The organism is Streptomyces sp. RG80, from assembly GCF_040446465.1.
Taxonomy (GTDB): Bacteria; Actinomycetota; Actinomycetes; order Streptomycetales; family Streptomycetaceae; genus Streptomyces.
On sequence record NZ_JBEAAJ010000006.1, the window covers coordinates 217,825 to 232,424 of the forward strand.

A 14,600-nucleotide genomic window follows, 5' to 3' on the forward strand; every position below is an offset into this window, starting at 1 on the left:
TCATGCTCCTTCCGTGGTGGTGCGGCTTCGTTGAATGGCTTCCGCGATGCTTTTGATACGGCGGAGCCGGGCGTCCCAGGTGGCCCCGACGGCGGCCAGTTGGGCGGCCGCGCGGGCGAGTTGGGCCTCGTCGACGCGGTAGCGCCGCTCCCGTCCGGCCGGCTCCGCGTGGACCAGCCCGACCCGGTCCAGGACGGCGAGGTGTTTGGCCACCGCCTGCCGGGTGACGGGCAGGCTCGCGCTGAGCGAGGTGGCGGTGCCCGGCCCGGAGGCGAGGAGCAGGTCGATCATCGTGCGCCGGGTCGGGTCGCCGATGGCCGACCACAGGTCGTCGTCGACCGGCGTGCTCATCGGGCCGACCCCAGCCGTGCGACGTACGCGCCCAGCCGGGGGATGTAGTGGTCCCAGGCGCTCGCGTGCTCGCGGTACTGCTCCTCGAGTACGGCGACCTCCCACCCCATCTCGCGGAACCCGGTCTCGGTCATCCGCACCAGGGTCCCCGTCGGGGTCGGTACGAGGTCGAAGGTGACCAGCAGCGCGTCCCCGGAGCGTTCGGCGCCGGTGTGGCACCACCGGAACGAGAACCGCTTGGGCGGGTCCACCTCCACCACGGTGAGTGCGACGGTCATGGTCTCGCCCGTCGCCTCGTCACGCCAGAAGAGCTCCCCGGGCGCTCCTTCGGCGGGCTCGAACCGCGCGTCGTCGGGCCACCACTCCCGCATGTGCTCCGGGCGGCTGACGACCTCGAAGACCACCTCGGGCGAGGCGTCGACGTGGATGTCGCGTTCGATGCTGCCGTACTCCATGCCCGACTCCCTTTCGCAACCATCGGTTGCGTATCACCCTACGACCGGGCCGGGCATTGCGCAACCATCGGTTGCAGGAGAGTGGTGATGGCGGCGGAGTCAGCTCCGGTTGAGGGTCCGGGTGATGCCGGCGAGCACCGCGGTCGTCAGGATCCACCCCGCGGCGATGAGGGCGTACGACAGCCAGGCGGCCGTTCCGCCCTCCCAGTACCAGGACGTGCGCTGACCGAGACCGCCGATGGGGATCAGCAGGTCGAGGGTGTAGACGAAGGCGTTGAAGGGCGGCACCTGGCCGGGCTCGGTCGCCTTCGGTGTGTGCGTCGCGAAGACCGCGCTGCCGAGCGCGACGAGCGCCGCGAGCCACAGTCCCGCACGCCAGGGGCGGTAGCCGTAACCGACGGTGGCCTCCAGGAGGTGCCCCCACAGCCGGGCGGGCAGGCCCAGGGTCCTCCTGCGGTGGCGCTGCTTGTCCAGCAGGACGCGCCGGGCGTCGTCGTCGTGGCCGATCTGCCGGTACCAGGCCGCCAGTTGCTCGTACGGCTGGGCGGCGTAGCCCGGATGCCGCCGTATCCACGCCGCGCGACGCTCCACGGAGGACGCCTGATGCTCGCCGCTCTCGTGCAGGGAGCCGTAGGTGAAGCCCTGGAGTCGAAGGGTCTCGGGCCAGGCGCCCTCACGGTCGTGGACGGCCGTGACCCGGGCGTCCTCGAGGTTCACCAGGCCGGAGGGCGCCTCGGCCGGAGTGAAGGCGAGTACGCCCGCCTGCATACGGGCGCAGTCCAGCGCCGTACCGTTGCCGAGCAGGACCGCGCCGTCGAAGCTCACCTGGTCGGTGATCTGCGCGTCCCGCAGGCTGACCGTCCCCTCGGCCGTGAACCCCTTGGACAGCGCGAGGCTGCGCACCACGGCATGGTCGCCGAGCAGTGCGACGCCGCCGGGGTGGTGAAGCCGCGCCCCTTCCATGTGCAGGCCGCCGGGCAACTGGGCGCCCAGAAGCCGGACACCGCCGTGCACGGTGGTCCTGCGGCAGAACAGCGCGCCCTCCATGACGAGCCCGCCCGCCAGCAGAGCCCAGCCGTCCGGGCGGGACAGCACGGCGTCGGTGAGGATCAACTCCCCGGTCAGGCGCGCGTTGAGCAGTTGGAGCTCGCCGTTGACCACGGTTCGGCGCAAGGAGAGGCGTCCCTCCACCCGGGCCGTGGTGAGGTCGAGCCCCGGCAGCCTGCAGCCCTTGATGGAAACCGTCCGGGTGCCGGCGCCGGCCAGCCCGACACCCTCCTCGAACGAGCACCCCTCGAAGCGCATCTCATGCCCGATCTCGGCGCCGTCGAGCTCCAGCGCACCGCTGATCCGAGCCCCCGCGACCCTCAGCGCCGGCACGTGTCCGGGCTCGGCCGGGATCACTCCGAGCAGCAGACCGGCCACGACAGCGGCCCTGACGGTCCGTTCCTCGCCCCACCCGCCCCCGTGCTCGGGGTCGTCCTCCGCGCCGCCGGTACGGAAGTCCACCGTACGGCCCGTGGGATAGGCGTCCCACAACTGTCGTTCCGCCGCCGTGAGTTCCTCGTACGCGTACACGGCGGAAGAGTAGCTGGCCACGGCCGGGGGTGATCGGCCCCATGCGGGTCGGCTACGGAACCTCGGTCAGATGACAGGCTGTCCGATGCCCAGCAGGTTCCCCTCGCTGTCCCGGAACCACGCGGCCCGCTCGCCTCGGGCGCCCTTGCTGGGATAGTTGCCGTCGATGTCGGCGAGGGAGTCCTTCGTGCGGAACCCGGGCAGGTCGACGTCCTCGAACTCCACGCCGCGCCGCTTGAGTTCCGCCACGACGGCCTCGACGTCGTCGACCTCCCAGCCCATCTGTGTGAAGGTGCCGGGCGAGGCTCCCGTGGAGGCGAAGAGGGCGAACTCCGTGCCAGAGCAGCGGTAGAGCAGTCCGCCGGGGCGTTCGTCGACGGGTTCCAGTCCCAGCTTCTCGGCGTAGAAGCGCCGGGCCCGCTCCAGGTCCTGGGCGGGCAGCCTGGTCGCCACTCGGCCGCGTGCCAGCGAGTTCTTGTCGGTGGTGTCCATGCCTCCACTGTGGCGCGTGGCGCGGCCCGGCGCTCAGGTCAGGTTGAGTCCGCCGTCGAGGACGATGACCTCGCCGGTGAGGTAGGTGTGGGCGATGACCGACGCCACGAGGTCCGCGACATCGGAGGGCTGGGCGGGGCGTCCCATGGGGGCCCGGTCGCGCCACAGTTCGTGGGCCTGCGTCCAGTCCTTGGTCATGGGGGTGTCGACGAGGCCCGGGGCGATGGCGTTGACGCGGACGTCGGGGGCGAGGGCGGCGGCGAGAAGCCGGGTGACGTGGTTGAGTGCGGCCTTGCTCGCCGCGTAGGGCACCGACGAGCCCTTGGGGCGCACCCCGGCGTGGCTGGTGATGTTGACGACGCTGCCACCGGCGGGGGACCGGCGGAGCGCGGGCAGGGCGGCCGTGCAGAGCACCCAGGGCGCGATCAGGTTGACCTCCAGCAGCTGCCGCCAGTCCGCCGGCGTCGCGGCCGCCAGGTCGTCGTGTGGGATGGGCCAACTGATACCGGCGTTGTTGACCAGCACGTCCAGTCGGCCGTGGTGGTCCAGCGTCTCCTCGACCAGGGCGCGGGCCTCGTCCTCGATCCCGAGGTCGGCCCGCACGTACACGCCGCCGAGCTCAGCCGCCAGGGCCTCGCCGGCCTGCGCGCTGCGCCGCGAGTGCACGACGACCCGCATGCCGTCCGCCGCGAGCCGACGCGCGACCGCCTCGCCGATGCCGGAGGTGGACCCGGTGACCAGGGCGACAGGGCGGTCCGTGGGTTCGATGGTGCTCATGCCTGTGGATCTTGCCATGCGCGTCGGAGCCCGAGGCCGGACCGGGGGCCTCCTGGCATCATCACCGGGTGATCAGTGACCGTGTGCAGCCCGACCGTTCCCGCAAATGCGTCCTCTTCGACGTCGACGGCACCTTGATCGACGCCGTCGACAACCAGCGTCGCGTCTGGGGCACGTGGGCGGGCCGCTACGGACTGGACGCGGACGCGGTCTACCGGGTGGCGCTGCGGACCCGGCCGCTGGAGACCTTCGCCCAGGTCGTCCCGGACCGCGATCCGCACGAGTGCCTGGCCGCCTTGCACGAACTGGAGGACGACGACGTCCGATCCGGTGTCTACACGGCTTTCGACGGCGCGTCGGAGCTGTTGGGCGCGCTGCCGCCGCAGACCTGGGCGCTGGTGACCTCCAACTACGAGCACCGGGTACGGGGACGGTTCGCCCGCACCGGCCTGCCGGTGCCGCCCGTCGTCGTGGATGCCGCCGCGGTGCGGGAGGGCAAGCCCTCGCCCGTGCCGTATCTCCAGGCCGCGCGACGGCTCGGGGTGCGCCCCGAGGACTGCCTGGTCGTCGAGGACGCGCCGTCGGGGGTGGAGGCGGGGCTGCGGGCCGGTATGACGGTGTGGGGCGTCAACGCCGCGGTGGCGGTGAGCGGCGTACACCGTCACTTCGCCACCCTGCGCGCGGCGGTGCCGGGGATCCTCGCGTTCGCGGAGCAGGCCCCGCCGACCCTGCCGTAGCGATACGCCTCTGTACCCCCACCCGTCGCGACTTTCGGCCACGGGGGCTGACAACGCCCGGTGAACGCTGCTTTCCTGTCGACCCAGGGTCGAGCACGACCCGTTCACCGCGCGGGGCACACACGCTCCGCGCGACGGTGGTCCCCCGGGCTTCATCCGGTCAGTTTCGGAGAAGCCGCTGCGCCGGAGGATTCCTAACCTGGTGTCATCCCACCAGGGCTCCTACGAGAGGAATCAGCCATGAAGGCCTCCCAGACCTCCGGCAAGAGCGCCACCGAGTCCGGCGAGAAGTACGACGGCTTCACGGACGAGGAGCGGGGCGCCATGAAGGAGCGCGCCCGGGAGCTGAAGGCGTCCGCGCGCCGGGGACGGGGCGCCGCCAAGGCGGATCCGGAGGTCGACGTCCTCGCGAAGATCGCGGAGATGGCGGAGGTGGACCGGGTTCTGGCCGAGCGGCTGCACGCCGTCGTGAAGGCCAGTGCGCCGGAACTCACGCCGAAGCTCTGGTACGGCATGCCGGCGTACGCCAGGGACGGCAAGGTCGTCTGCTTCTTCCAGAGCGCGCAGAAGTTCAAGACGCGCTACGCCACGCTCGGCTTCAGCGACCTGGCGAACCTCGACGACGGCCCGCTGTTCCCGACCGCCTACGCCCTGACGGACCTGACCGCCGAGGTGGAGGCGCAGATCAGCGCCCTCGTGAAGAAGGCCGTGAGCTGAAGCGGCCGACGCCGCCGAGCATGAGCCGCACCGGGAATCGGAAGGGCGTCCCAGGGGTTGGGCAGGACAACTGCTCGCGCGCCCCGACTCCACCAGGAGACCTCTCCCATGCCGGAACCGGAGATCGACGCCCTCGTGTTCGACGTCCTCGGCACGCTCGTCGACGAACCCGCCGGCCTGCGTGACGGCATCCGGGCACTCGACCCCTCCCTCGACGATCCCGGGATCGAGAAGCTGGTGTCGTTGTGGCAGCGGCACATCGACGGCGAACAGCGCCGCATCGTCGAGGGCCGACGGCCCTTCGTCGCCAGTGACGTCCTGGACCGGGAGGCCGCCCGGATCGTCGCCGAGGCGGCCGGCGTCGACGACCCGGCGGTCGTGGCGACGGTGGCTCTCTCCGGTCGTCGGCTTCCGCCGTGGCCCGACACCGTCGCGGGCCTCGCTCGGCTCGCCGAACGCTTTCCGCTGATCGGGCTCTCCAACGCGAGCCGGGTGGCGCTCCTCGGTGTCAACGCCCACGCCGGACTGCGCTGGCATCAGGCGCTGTCCGCCGAGGACGCCCGGAGCTACAAGCCGGATCCGGCCGTCTACCGGCTGGCCGTCACCGTCTCCGGGCGACCGCCGGAGCGACTGCTGATGGTCGCCGCCCATGCCTGGGACCTGCGCGGAGCGCAGAGCCTCGGCCTGCGCACCGCCAACGTGGCCCGCCCGGTGGGCGACCCGCCCGCCCCCTCGGACCGATTCGACCTGTACGCGACCGACTTGACGGACCTCGCCGAGCAACTAGCCCTGCACGGATGAGGGGATGGCCCGGAGGTGGTGAACACCTCCGGGCCATCCCCATGCCCTGCGCCGTGAGACCTACAGCCCGTCGCGCACCATCGCCGCGACGATCTGTACATGGCGGTCGGCCGCCGTACCGGACATCTCGTTCTCGTAGTTCAGGCCGTACGGCCAGAAGTGGCCGCCGCCCGTGGACAGTTTGGCGGCGGATCCGTCGAACTGCCGGACCAGTGCCGTGGCTTGCGCGCCGGTCCAGGTGCCGCTGCCGCCCAGCCGGGACCAGCCGGAGCTGGTTCCCACCCCGATGGTGTGGGCGATCTCGTGCAGGGCCGTCCGCTCGGTCATGTAACCGCGGTTGCCGAAGCGGATGGTGCCGTTGATGTTGCCGTCGGCGGTGGGGACGCTCGGGTCGTAGCGGACGGTGATGGACTTACCGAGGTCGCTGACGTTGTTGTAGCGGGCCACGGCGGCGTTCATGGCCGCCGTGATGAGGTTGTACGCGCTCTGCTGGTCCTGCGTCGGGTTGCTCGCCCGCTCCAGGGTCCAGGTGATGGTGGCCGCGGCCACCTGCTCCCGGGGCGCCGGTGCCGCCTTCGGGACGGCCTGGGCGACGCCGGGCCCTGCCAGCAGCGTTGCTGCCAGGGCCGTGACGACGAGCTTGGTGCGCCAGGGTATGGCCGTACGGGTGCGTTTCTGGTTCCGGTCTGGACTCATGCGGGTCCTCCTGTGGGGGTGGGGCCGTCGAGTGTGGGGGGACGGCACGACCAGTACGCCCGGCCGGGGGTTCACTCTCGACGGCTGCCGATGGTGACGATGCCGGTGATCTTCGAGCCGGTGACGTTGTCGTAGACGACGTCACCACCGGACTTCTTCCAGATCCTGACGTGGAAGCTGTCCGGGGTATCGGTGGCGGTGACCCGGAAGCCGTATCCCTCGGCGCCGTTGACCGTTCCGCTGCCCTGGTAGACGGCCTGGGAGCCGGTGACCACGAGCCAGTCGGAGCCGGTGGAACGGAACTTGAGCTTGGCCGGTCCGAAGTCCAGGGACATCTGCCCGAGGGGGGCGGTGAACGGCTTGGTGTAGAAGGCGGTGAAGAAGAACCCGGCCTTTCCGGTCAGCGTCGGCTTGGCGGGGAAGGCCCCGGCCGGCGAGGTGAACAGACCGGTGCCGAACGCGGGTCCGGCGTCGCGGTCGTAGACGATCAGCTCGGAGAGCGTCCTGCTGTCCGAGGCGCCGTCGTCGTCGGTGACCGTGATCACCGGCTTGCGGATGCCGGCCTTGCGGTAGGTGTGCTCCGCCCGGCAGCCGGACGCGGTGACCGTGCCGGTCGTCGGCTGGGTGCCGTCCTTCCAGTCCACCGCGCAGGTCTGGGTGTCGCTGGTGCCCGGGTCGGTGAACCCGGCCGTGACGACCACCTGCTTGCCCACCGACACCGGGGACTTCGGTCCGGTGACGGTCGTGAGGGCCGGCGCCGCGTTGGTGACCGTGACGGTGGCCGTGTCGCTGCTGCGGCCGCCGGTCAGCGTCACCTTGAACGTGCCGTTGTCGGTGCAGGTGACCGTCGTGCTCGCGGCCCCGGCGTCGGCGAAGGTGCAGGGCGCCCCTTCCTCGGCGGTCCACTTGGCGTTGCCCGCGCCGGAGAGCGTGCCGTCCAACTTGATCGCGGTGCCCTCGGCGCCCTTGGCGTCGGGACCGGCGTGCACGATGGTGACCGGGTCGATGCTGGTCAGCGTCGGCACGACCTTCTTGATCAGGCCGTCCGCGTCGAACTCCAGCTTGTCGATGGTCGTTTCACGGTGCGTGCCGTCACCGCCGGGGATCGCGAAGCGGTGGTAGGCGATGTACCAGTCGTCGGTGCCCGGCACCTGGACGATCGAGTGGTGGCCGGGACCCTTGATCCCGAGGGAGAGGTCCTTCTCCAGGATCACGCCCCGCTTGGTCCAGGGACCGGTGGGGGAGGGGCCGGTGGCGTAGGCGACACGGTAGTTGGGGTCACGCGTGTCGTTCTCCGACCACGTGAGGTAGTAGGTGCCCTTGCGCTTGATGACGAAGGTGCCCTCGTTGTAGCCGCTGGGGGTGATGTCCTTCATCTTCGTCAGGTCGAGCGAGGTCATGTCGTCGTTGAGCGGCGCCACATAGGCGTGCCCGTTGCCCCAGTAGAGGTACGACTGACCGTCGTCGTCGGTGAACACCGCCGGGTCGATCATCTGGCCGCTGAAGTCGCCCGCCTTGAGCAGCGGCTTGCCCAGCGCGTCCTTGAACGGACCCGTCGGCGAGTCGGACACCGCGACACCGATGTTCGCGTCGGCGCAGAAGTAGAAGTAGTACTTCCCGTTCTTCTCCTCGATCGTCGGCGCCCAGGCCCTGCTGTCCGCCCAGGAGATGTCGGGACCGAGGTCGAGGATGACACCGTGGTCCTTCCAGTGGACCAGGTCGGTGGAGGAGTACGCCTTGAACTGCGTACCGCTCCAGCCCTCGAAGCCGTCGGTGGTCGGGTAGATGTAGAAGGTGTCGCCGAAGCGGACGATGTTCGGGTCGGCGTTGAGCCCCGGCAGGACCGGGCTCTTCATGATCTGCGCCGACACCGTCCAGGTGCGCTTCTTGCCGTCCGAGCCGGTCACCTCGTACGTCACCGGCTTGCTGAAGTCGTGCACGCTGCCCGAGGCGGGGCTGATCGCCGCGCCGTGGGCGAGGGCGAACTCCGGTGCCAGGGTGGTGAGATCGGTGCCCTCGGTGAGCGGCAGGGTGACCTTGCTGTCGGCGTCGTCGACGATCGCGTCGACCTTCAGGGACGGGTGGGTCGCCTTCGCGATGCCCGTCGTGTTGCCGCTGAGCTCCAGCACCTCGGACGCGGTGAGCGCCCGGTTGTAGATGCGGAAGTCGTCGACCTCGCCGGCGAAGTAGGGGTCGGCGGAGTACAGGGAGCGGCCGATGTAGCCGCTGTAGTCCTTGGCGGCGTCGTACATGTCGGACGGCTTGATGGCGGTCGTCGTCCGCGCGGCTTCGACACCGTCGACGTAGAGGACCATCGTGCCGCTCGCGCCGTCGAGGGTCACCGTGACGTGTTCCCACTCGCCCGGCGTGAGCTGCGAGCCGCCGGTCAGCTTCGACTCCGCCGACCAACTGGCCTTGGTGATGGCCGAGTAGAGGCTGTTGCCGCCGTTGGAGGGGGTGGCGAAGAGGTACTTGTTGCTGTCGGGGCCGAGCCCGAACAGCCACTGGAAGCTGCTGCCGCCCTTCCACTTGGCGTACGTGGAGACGGTGACGCTGTCGGCGTTCTTCAGGACGCCGTTCGGGATCTTGACGTACGGGGACGTGGCGGAGTCACCGGACATCTTGAACGAGCCGTCCTCGACGCCGGTGCCGAAGTCGGGCGTACGGACGTAGGTGCCGTGGTTGCCGTGGCCGCTGGTGTCGCGGGCGATGGAGCCGCCGCTCTCGTCGAAGTCGTAGTGCAGGAGCAGGTCTGCCGGCACGTCCGGGCCCTCGGTGGAGACCGTGACCTCGGCGCTGACGTCGATCGCGGAGTCGCCCGCCAGGTCACCCTTCACGGTGAAGACGCCGGCCTGCGCGTACTGCGATGCGGCCACGTCCTCCCAGGTGACGGCGACGGGACGCTTCACCCCGTCCGCCGACTCGGCGATGACGGTGGCGGGCAGCACCGGGGCCTGGCCGATACGCGTCTCGACCTTGACGTCCTCGGCGCTCGTGATGATCTGGTCCGGCTGGTACGTCTTGAGCAGCCGGTCGTACTCGGCCTGGGTGACCGGGAGCACCGTGCCGTGCCGGGGCTTGGACGGCAGGTCGTAGCCGGCGGACGGGGTCCAGTTGCCGGAGTCCAGGTCCGTCGTCTCGAAGGGGATGTAGCCGCGTCCGCCGAACTCGTCGAGGAACGCGTACCACTTCTCCTCGGTGTTCGACTTGAACACCAGCGGGCCCTCGGCGGCGTTCATCGCGCCCTTGCCGATGCCCTCGGCGACGGGGGTCCAGGAGAGGTTGCGGAGCGTGTCGCTCTTCTCCTCGAAGATGAACTTGCTGTTGGGCGTGGAGGAGGTGTTGTTCCGCTCGTCCTTGGAGAGGCGGTAGTACTCGCCGTCGTGCTGGATGACCGTGGAGTCGATGACCGAGTAGCCGCGGTCGACCCAGACCTTGGGCTCGCTGAAGGTGTAGAAGTCCCGGGTCGTCGCGTACATCATGCGGTTGTACGTGTCGCCGGAGTGGTCGGCGGTGGTGTACAGCTTGGAGGCCCAGAAGACCACGTACTCGCCGAGCTTCTCGTCGTAGTACGCCTCGGGGGCCCAGGTGTTGCCGGCCGCGTCCGGGGAGACCTTCACCAGGCGCTGGTCGGTCCAGTGCACCAGGTCCGTGGACTCCCAGACCATGATGGACTTGCTGCCGGTGCGCTGGGAGGCGTCCCAGTCGCCGTTGCCGTAGATCCTGAGGTCGGTGGCGATCTGGTAGAACTTGTCGCCCTCGGGGGAGCGGATGATGAACGGGTCGCGCAGACCCTTCTCACCGAGCGTGGAGGTCAGGACGGGCTTGCCGTCGTTCAACTCCCGCCACTTCAGCGGGTCGTTGCCCTTGCTGAGCGCGGCGTACAGCTGCTCGCCGTCCGAGGTGCCCTCACCGGTGAAGTAGCTGAACATGTAGCCCTTGAGGGCTTCCTTCTTGGGGAGTTCGGGGACCTTCGCGGTGAAGACGCGGGTCTTCGTCGCGTCGCCCTTGGTGACGGTCGCGGTCAGCTCGGCGGTCGCGCTGCCCTCGCCGTGCGCGGGGCGGTGGACCACACCCTCGGCGGAGACGACGTCCGGGTTCGCGGAGGACCAGAAGACCTCGGTGCCCAGGTCGCCGGTGGCCGGGAGCGTGAGGTTGCCGCGGACGTCGTCGAGGTTGTGCACGGTCAGTGCCTCGGCGGCCCGCTGGACGGCGGTCGTGTCGTCGAAGGCGGGCAGGACCGTGACCTCGAAGGTCTTGGTGGCGCTCAGCGGACCCTTCTTCAGGGTCGCCGTCAGTGTGGCGTGGCCGTTCGGCTGCCCGGCGGCGGGGCGGGTCACCGCGCCGGAGTCCGAGACCACGTCGGTGTTGTCGCTGTCCCAGGTGATGGTGGAGCCCCCGGCCGTGCCGGTCTTCGGCAGGCTCAGGTCGGCGGTCACCGCGCTGGTGTCGCCGAGGGTGAGGGCGGCCTTGTCGGCGGCCAGGCCCTCCTCGGCGATGGGGAGCGAGAGCTGCTCGACCTCGGAGCCGGCGAGCGCGCGGTCGTAGATCCGGAAGTCACGGATCTTGCCCTTGAAGAGCTTGTCGCTGGTGTAGACCGACTTGCCTATGTAGTTGGCGGTCGTCGTGCCCGAGCCGATGGAACCCGGCGTGATGGTGACCGAGGTGTTGCGGCCGACCTCCACACCGTCCTCGTACAGCACGGCCGTGTTGCCGGTCTGGGTGTAGGTGAGCTGCTTCCACACCGAGCGGGTCAGGTTGTGCGAGTCGGTGGGCCGGGTGTTCTGCTCGGTCGACCAGTTGCCGGACGCGATGGCGGTGCGCAGCGAGTTGCCGGTGGCGAAGAGGTAGCCGTTGCCCGCGCCGCTGGTGGTGTTGCCGAAGCCGTAGATGAAGTACGGGCCCACCTGCGACTCGTCCATCTGCACGTCCATGGAGACGCTGATGGAGTTCATGCCCTTCATGACGTCGTTGGGCACCTTGATGTAGGTGTCCGAACCGTTGAAGGCGAGGCCCTGGCCGGTGCCCGTCCAGCCGGCGGTGCCGTTGACCGTGCCGTCGCGGCCGTTGCCGGAGGCGTCGGTGACGGTGGTGCCGGAGGAGGCGTCGAGCTTGTACCAGAGCGCCAGTCCGTCGGTGACGTCCGCGGTGTCCGCCGCCTGCGCGGGGACGAGGGGCGCGACGAGGCCCAGGAACAGCGACGCGACGGTCAGACCGGCGAGCCGGCCTGCCCGGCGTCTCGCGCGGGTGCGCGGACGTGCGAAGTACGTCATGTGGGGTTTCCCTGCTGAGGCATGGCTGACGGGGGAGGGAAAGGCATGGGTGAGCAGGCCGGGAACGAGGGTGGCCGCGGCCGTGGACACCCTGGAGTTTCGGCTGTGTGACGTCGTGTTGCGAGAGTGTCAAACGGGGTGTGGTGCAGCGTCAAGAGGTTTCGAACAATGTCCGACAGGTCGAACATCTTGAATGTGCCGCCAACGCGCGGAGCGCGGCGCCGCGTTGGGCGGGCGCCGCGCTCCGGACTTGCCGCGCTGCTACCGGGGAGTGTCCATGTGGTCGCCGTGCCCCGTCTGCCGGCGCCGTTCCTCACGGTGGAGATAGCGGCTCATCGCGTCCGTCGCCGACTGGTCCCGCAGCGCGTGCCCTCCGTTGCCGGCGGACTCCGGGGCGGCTCCGGCGAGGGCCGGGAAGGGCTGGGTGTCCTCCAGCGGGTAGGGGAAGTCGGCGGTCGCGTCGGCCGGGACCTCGTTCGGTGCCGTGTAGGTGATGGTGTGCGGCAGCATGATCAGCGAGGTCGTGCCCGTCTGCTCACGGGAGGGTCGCAGCTGGACACGGATGCCGTGCCGGTCGGCGAGCCGGCCGACCACGAACAGGCCCATCTGGCGGGAGATGTTGGCGTCCACGGTCGGCGGATGGGCCAGCTTGTGGTTGATGGCCGCGAAGTCCTCGGCCGTCAGGCCGATACCGCTGTCGTGGATCTCCACCATGACCCGCCCGTCGGGCAGCCGGCCCGCCGTGACGTACACGTTGGTCTGCGGTGAGGAGAACGCGGTGGCGTTCTCCAGCAGTTCGGCCACCAGATGCACGAGGTCGCTCACGGCCCGGCCGTGGATCTCGGCCTGCGGGATCCCGGTGAGCTCGATGCGCTCGTACTGCTCCACCTCCGAGGCGGCCGCGCGCAACACGTCGACCAGGGCGAGCTGTTGTATCCCGTGGTAGTTGGACTCCTCGCCGGCGAGGACCAGGAGGTTCTCGCCGTTGCGGCGCATCCGGGTCGCCAGGTGGTCCAGCCGGAAGAGGTTCTCCAGCTGGTCCGGGTCGGCCTCGTTGTTCTCCAGGTCGGTGATCAGGGCCAGTTGCCCCTCGACGAGCGACTGGCTGCGGCGCGAGAGGTTGGTGAAGATGGCGTTGATGTTGCTCCGCAGCGCCGCCTGTTCGGCGGCCAGGCGCACGGCCTCCCGGTGGACCTGGTCGAAGGCGCGGGCGACCTCGCCGATCTCGTCGGTCGAGGTGATCGGGATCGGTGCCACCCGGGTGTCGACGCGTCCCGGAGTGGCGCGGTTGAGCTGGGAGAGCAGCGCCGGCAGCCGCTGTTCGGCGATCTGGAACGCCGAGCCGCGCAGCACGCTCATCCGGCTGCTCATCGACCGGGCCACCCCGGCCGCGATGAGGAACGCGGCGAGCACCGCGCCGAGCACGACGACCGACAGGACGATGGCGTCCCGGCGGGCGCTCGCGGCGATGTCCTTGGCGTTGGCGAGCGCGGTGTCGCTCAGATAGACCTCGACCTGGCGGTACGCGTCGAAGGACAGGGTGGAGGCGGCGAAGAAGGAGTCGGTGGTGATGCCCTGCTTCGCCAGTTCCGAGGCGGGCTTCCCCGACGCGATCTCGCTGATCATCGTCGTCATGCTCGGCGGGGCGACGAAATCCTCCCCGGCTTCCTCGGCCTGCGCGGCGGCCTCGGTGACCTGCTGCTTGCCCTTGGTCTGCGCGGCGGCCAGCGCCTTCTGGAGCCGCGCGGAGTCCTGGCTGGTGGCGGCGCCGTCGAACTCCACCAACGCGACCCGCTGGAGATAGGCGTAGGAGCGGAACGAGGCGAGCTGGGTGGCCAGTTCGCCCTCCTGGAGCTTGTCCCGGTCCTGGGCCAGGATGTGCGTTCCGATGGCCCGGGTCAGGGACTCGGCCGCCTGGGTGAGGGAGATGGCGTAGAGGGCCCGGCCGAAGCTGGCCTGGTTGCTGCTGCCGAAGCCGAGTTCGTTGGAGAGCTCCATCAGCGGGTGCTGGATCAGGTGGTACTTCTCCTCGGTCTGCACCCCGGGCAGCGCGGACGTGAACGCCGCCTTGCGGATGCCGGCGAGCTGCTTGCCGCCGCTCTGCACGACCGCGACCCGCCTCAGCAGCCGCGCGGTCTGGGGCATCCGCTCGACCGCCTTGTCGAAGGCCGCCCGGTCCTGATCGGTGACCTTGCGCGCCTGGGCGACGACGCCGGAGTCGGTGTCGCCCTTGAGCAGCGGGACGACGGACAGATCACGCTCGTTGATCGCGTCGCTGGCGTACTTGTTCGCCGCCTGCACCAGTTCCGCGACCCGGACCGCGTCGTCGGCGCTCTGCCAGGTGTCCACGGCACGCGACACCCGGAATCCGCCGAGCACGAGCGTGACGAGGACCGGAATGAGGAGGATGGCACGCAACCGCCGGGCCACCCGCCAGTTGCGGGTGAGGGACATCTTCGGCGGCCGTCCGGGCGACCGATCCGGCCGGGGCGGGGCGCCCGGCGGACGAGGGGCGACCGGCGCCGGGGGGCCCGAAGTCGCCTCGTCGGACGCTGCTCGCCTTGCTTTCCTCACCTGACTACCGACCTCTCGACAGCGGCGCCGCGATGACGCTCCGATCACGGCCCTTTCGGATCGGTACGGAGAACAACGGGCCTGTGTTCAGGGCATGTCAGTGTCAAAGCCGGGTGGATCCGTCCGTACGAAGAGAGGCCCCGGCCCGC

Annotated in this window: 11 protein-coding genes; 3 read left to right on the top strand and 8 right to left on the bottom strand. The window is 70.1% G+C overall.

Annotation, left to right across the window (positions count from 1 at the left end; all coding sequences use genetic code 11):
* The 5 genes from ABKA17_RS21830 to ABKA17_RS21850 all read right to left on the bottom strand — a co-directional run bounded on the left by ABKA17_RS21830 (position 1) and on the right by ABKA17_RS21850 (position 3,653).
* Complete coding sequence (locus ABKA17_RS21830) at positions 1-351, bottom strand: ArsR/SmtB family transcription factor (protein ID WP_353693841.1); 351 nt, start codon at positions 349-351, stop codon at positions 1-3.
* Positions 348-806 carry an SRPBCC domain-containing protein gene (locus ABKA17_RS21835; RefSeq protein WP_353693842.1) on the bottom strand — a complete coding sequence of 153 codons (459 nt, stop codon included), beginning with the start codon at positions 804-806 and terminating at the stop codon, positions 348-350. Before ABKA17_RS21835 ends, ABKA17_RS21830 begins: the two co-directional genes overlap by 4 nt.
* A 99-nt stretch (positions 807-905) precedes the next feature.
* A complete protein-coding gene (locus ABKA17_RS21840; RefSeq protein ID WP_353693843.1) occupies positions 906-2,384 on the bottom strand; it encodes an oxidoreductase in 1,479 nt (492 codons plus the stop codon).
* A 66-nt stretch (positions 2,385-2,450) separates the two neighbouring features.
* Positions 2,451-2,876: a VOC family protein gene (locus tag ABKA17_RS21845; protein ID WP_353693844.1), complete on the bottom strand. Its 426-nt coding sequence runs from the start codon at positions 2,874-2,876 to the stop codon at positions 2,451-2,453.
* Between the two features lie 33 nt (positions 2,877-2,909).
* Positions 2,910-3,653, bottom strand: a complete 744-nt coding sequence (locus ABKA17_RS21850) for an SDR family NAD(P)-dependent oxidoreductase (protein ID WP_353693845.1) — start codon at positions 3,651-3,653, stop codon at positions 2,910-2,912.
* A gap of 68 nt (positions 3,654-3,721) precedes the next feature.
* On the opposite strand from ABKA17_RS21850, the gene ABKA17_RS21855 reads away from it, so the two are divergent.
* The 3 genes from ABKA17_RS21855 to ABKA17_RS21865 all read left to right on the top strand — a co-directional run bounded on the left by ABKA17_RS21855 (position 3,722) and on the right by ABKA17_RS21865 (position 5,908).
* Positions 3,722-4,390: an HAD family hydrolase gene (locus tag ABKA17_RS21855; RefSeq protein ID WP_353693846.1), complete on the top strand. Its 669-nt coding sequence runs from the start codon at positions 3,722-3,724 to the stop codon at positions 4,388-4,390.
* 240 nt (positions 4,391-4,630) lie between these two features.
* A complete protein-coding gene (locus ABKA17_RS21860; protein WP_353693847.1) occupies positions 4,631-5,107 on the top strand; it encodes an iron chaperone in 477 nt (158 codons plus the stop codon).
* A gap of 108 nt (positions 5,108-5,215) precedes the next feature.
* A complete protein-coding gene (locus tag ABKA17_RS21865) occupies positions 5,216-5,908 on the top strand; it encodes a haloacid dehalogenase type II (RefSeq protein WP_353693848.1) in 693 nt (230 codons plus the stop codon).
* 60 nt (positions 5,909-5,968) lie between these two features.
* Here the strand turns inward: ABKA17_RS21865 and ABKA17_RS21870 are convergent, their stop codons facing one another.
* The 3 genes from ABKA17_RS21870 to ABKA17_RS21880 form a co-directional block, all read right to left on the bottom strand.
* Positions 5,969-6,604: a hypothetical protein gene (locus ABKA17_RS21870; protein ID WP_353693849.1), complete on the bottom strand. Its 636-nt coding sequence runs from the start codon at positions 6,602-6,604 to the stop codon at positions 5,969-5,971.
* Positions 6,605-6,675: 71 nt separating this feature from the next.
* Positions 6,676-11,877 carry a family 43 glycosylhydrolase gene (locus tag ABKA17_RS21875; protein ID WP_353693850.1) on the bottom strand — a complete coding sequence of 1,734 codons (5,202 nt, stop codon included), beginning with the start codon at positions 11,875-11,877 and terminating at the stop codon, positions 6,676-6,678.
* Between the two features lie 261 nt (positions 11,878-12,138).
* On the bottom strand, positions 12,139-14,331 hold the full coding sequence (locus ABKA17_RS21880) for a sensor histidine kinase (RefSeq protein WP_353693851.1): 2,193 nt from the start codon (positions 14,329-14,331) through the stop codon (positions 12,139-12,141).
* Positions 14,332-14,600: the final 269 nt, after the last annotated feature.

Excerpts from the sequence above, each read along its gene's own strand:
- ABKA17_RS21850 (WP_353693845.1), bottom strand. The coding sequence starts at position 3,653 with ATGAGCACCATCGAACCCACGGACCGCCCTGTCGCCCTGGTCACCGGG.
- ABKA17_RS21880 (WP_353693851.1), bottom strand. The coding sequence starts at position 14,331 with ATGTCCCTCACCCGCAACTGGCGGGTGGCCCGGCGGTTGCGTGCCATC.
- ABKA17_RS21860 (WP_353693847.1), top strand. The coding sequence starts at position 4,631 with ATGAAGGCCTCCCAGACCTCCGGCAAGAGCGCCACCGAGTCCGGCGAG.
- ABKA17_RS21875 (WP_353693850.1), bottom strand. The coding sequence starts at position 11,877 with ATGACGTACTTCGCACGTCCGCGCACCCGCGCGAGACGCCGGGCAGGC.
- ABKA17_RS21870 (WP_353693849.1), bottom strand. The coding sequence starts at position 6,604 with ATGAGTCCAGACCGGAACCAGAAACGCACCCGTACGGCCATACCCTGG.
- ABKA17_RS21865 (WP_353693848.1), top strand. The coding sequence starts at position 5,216 with ATGCCGGAACCGGAGATCGACGCCCTCGTGTTCGACGTCCTCGGCACG.
- ABKA17_RS21845 (WP_353693844.1), bottom strand. The coding sequence starts at position 2,876 with ATGGACACCACCGACAAGAACTCGCTGGCACGCGGCCGAGTGGCGACC.
- ABKA17_RS21835 (WP_353693842.1), bottom strand. The coding sequence starts at position 806 with ATGGAGTACGGCAGCATCGAACGCGACATCCACGTCGACGCCTCGCCC.
- ABKA17_RS21830 (WP_353693841.1), bottom strand. The coding sequence starts at position 351 with ATGAGCACGCCGGTCGACGACGACCTGTGGTCGGCCATCGGCGACCCG.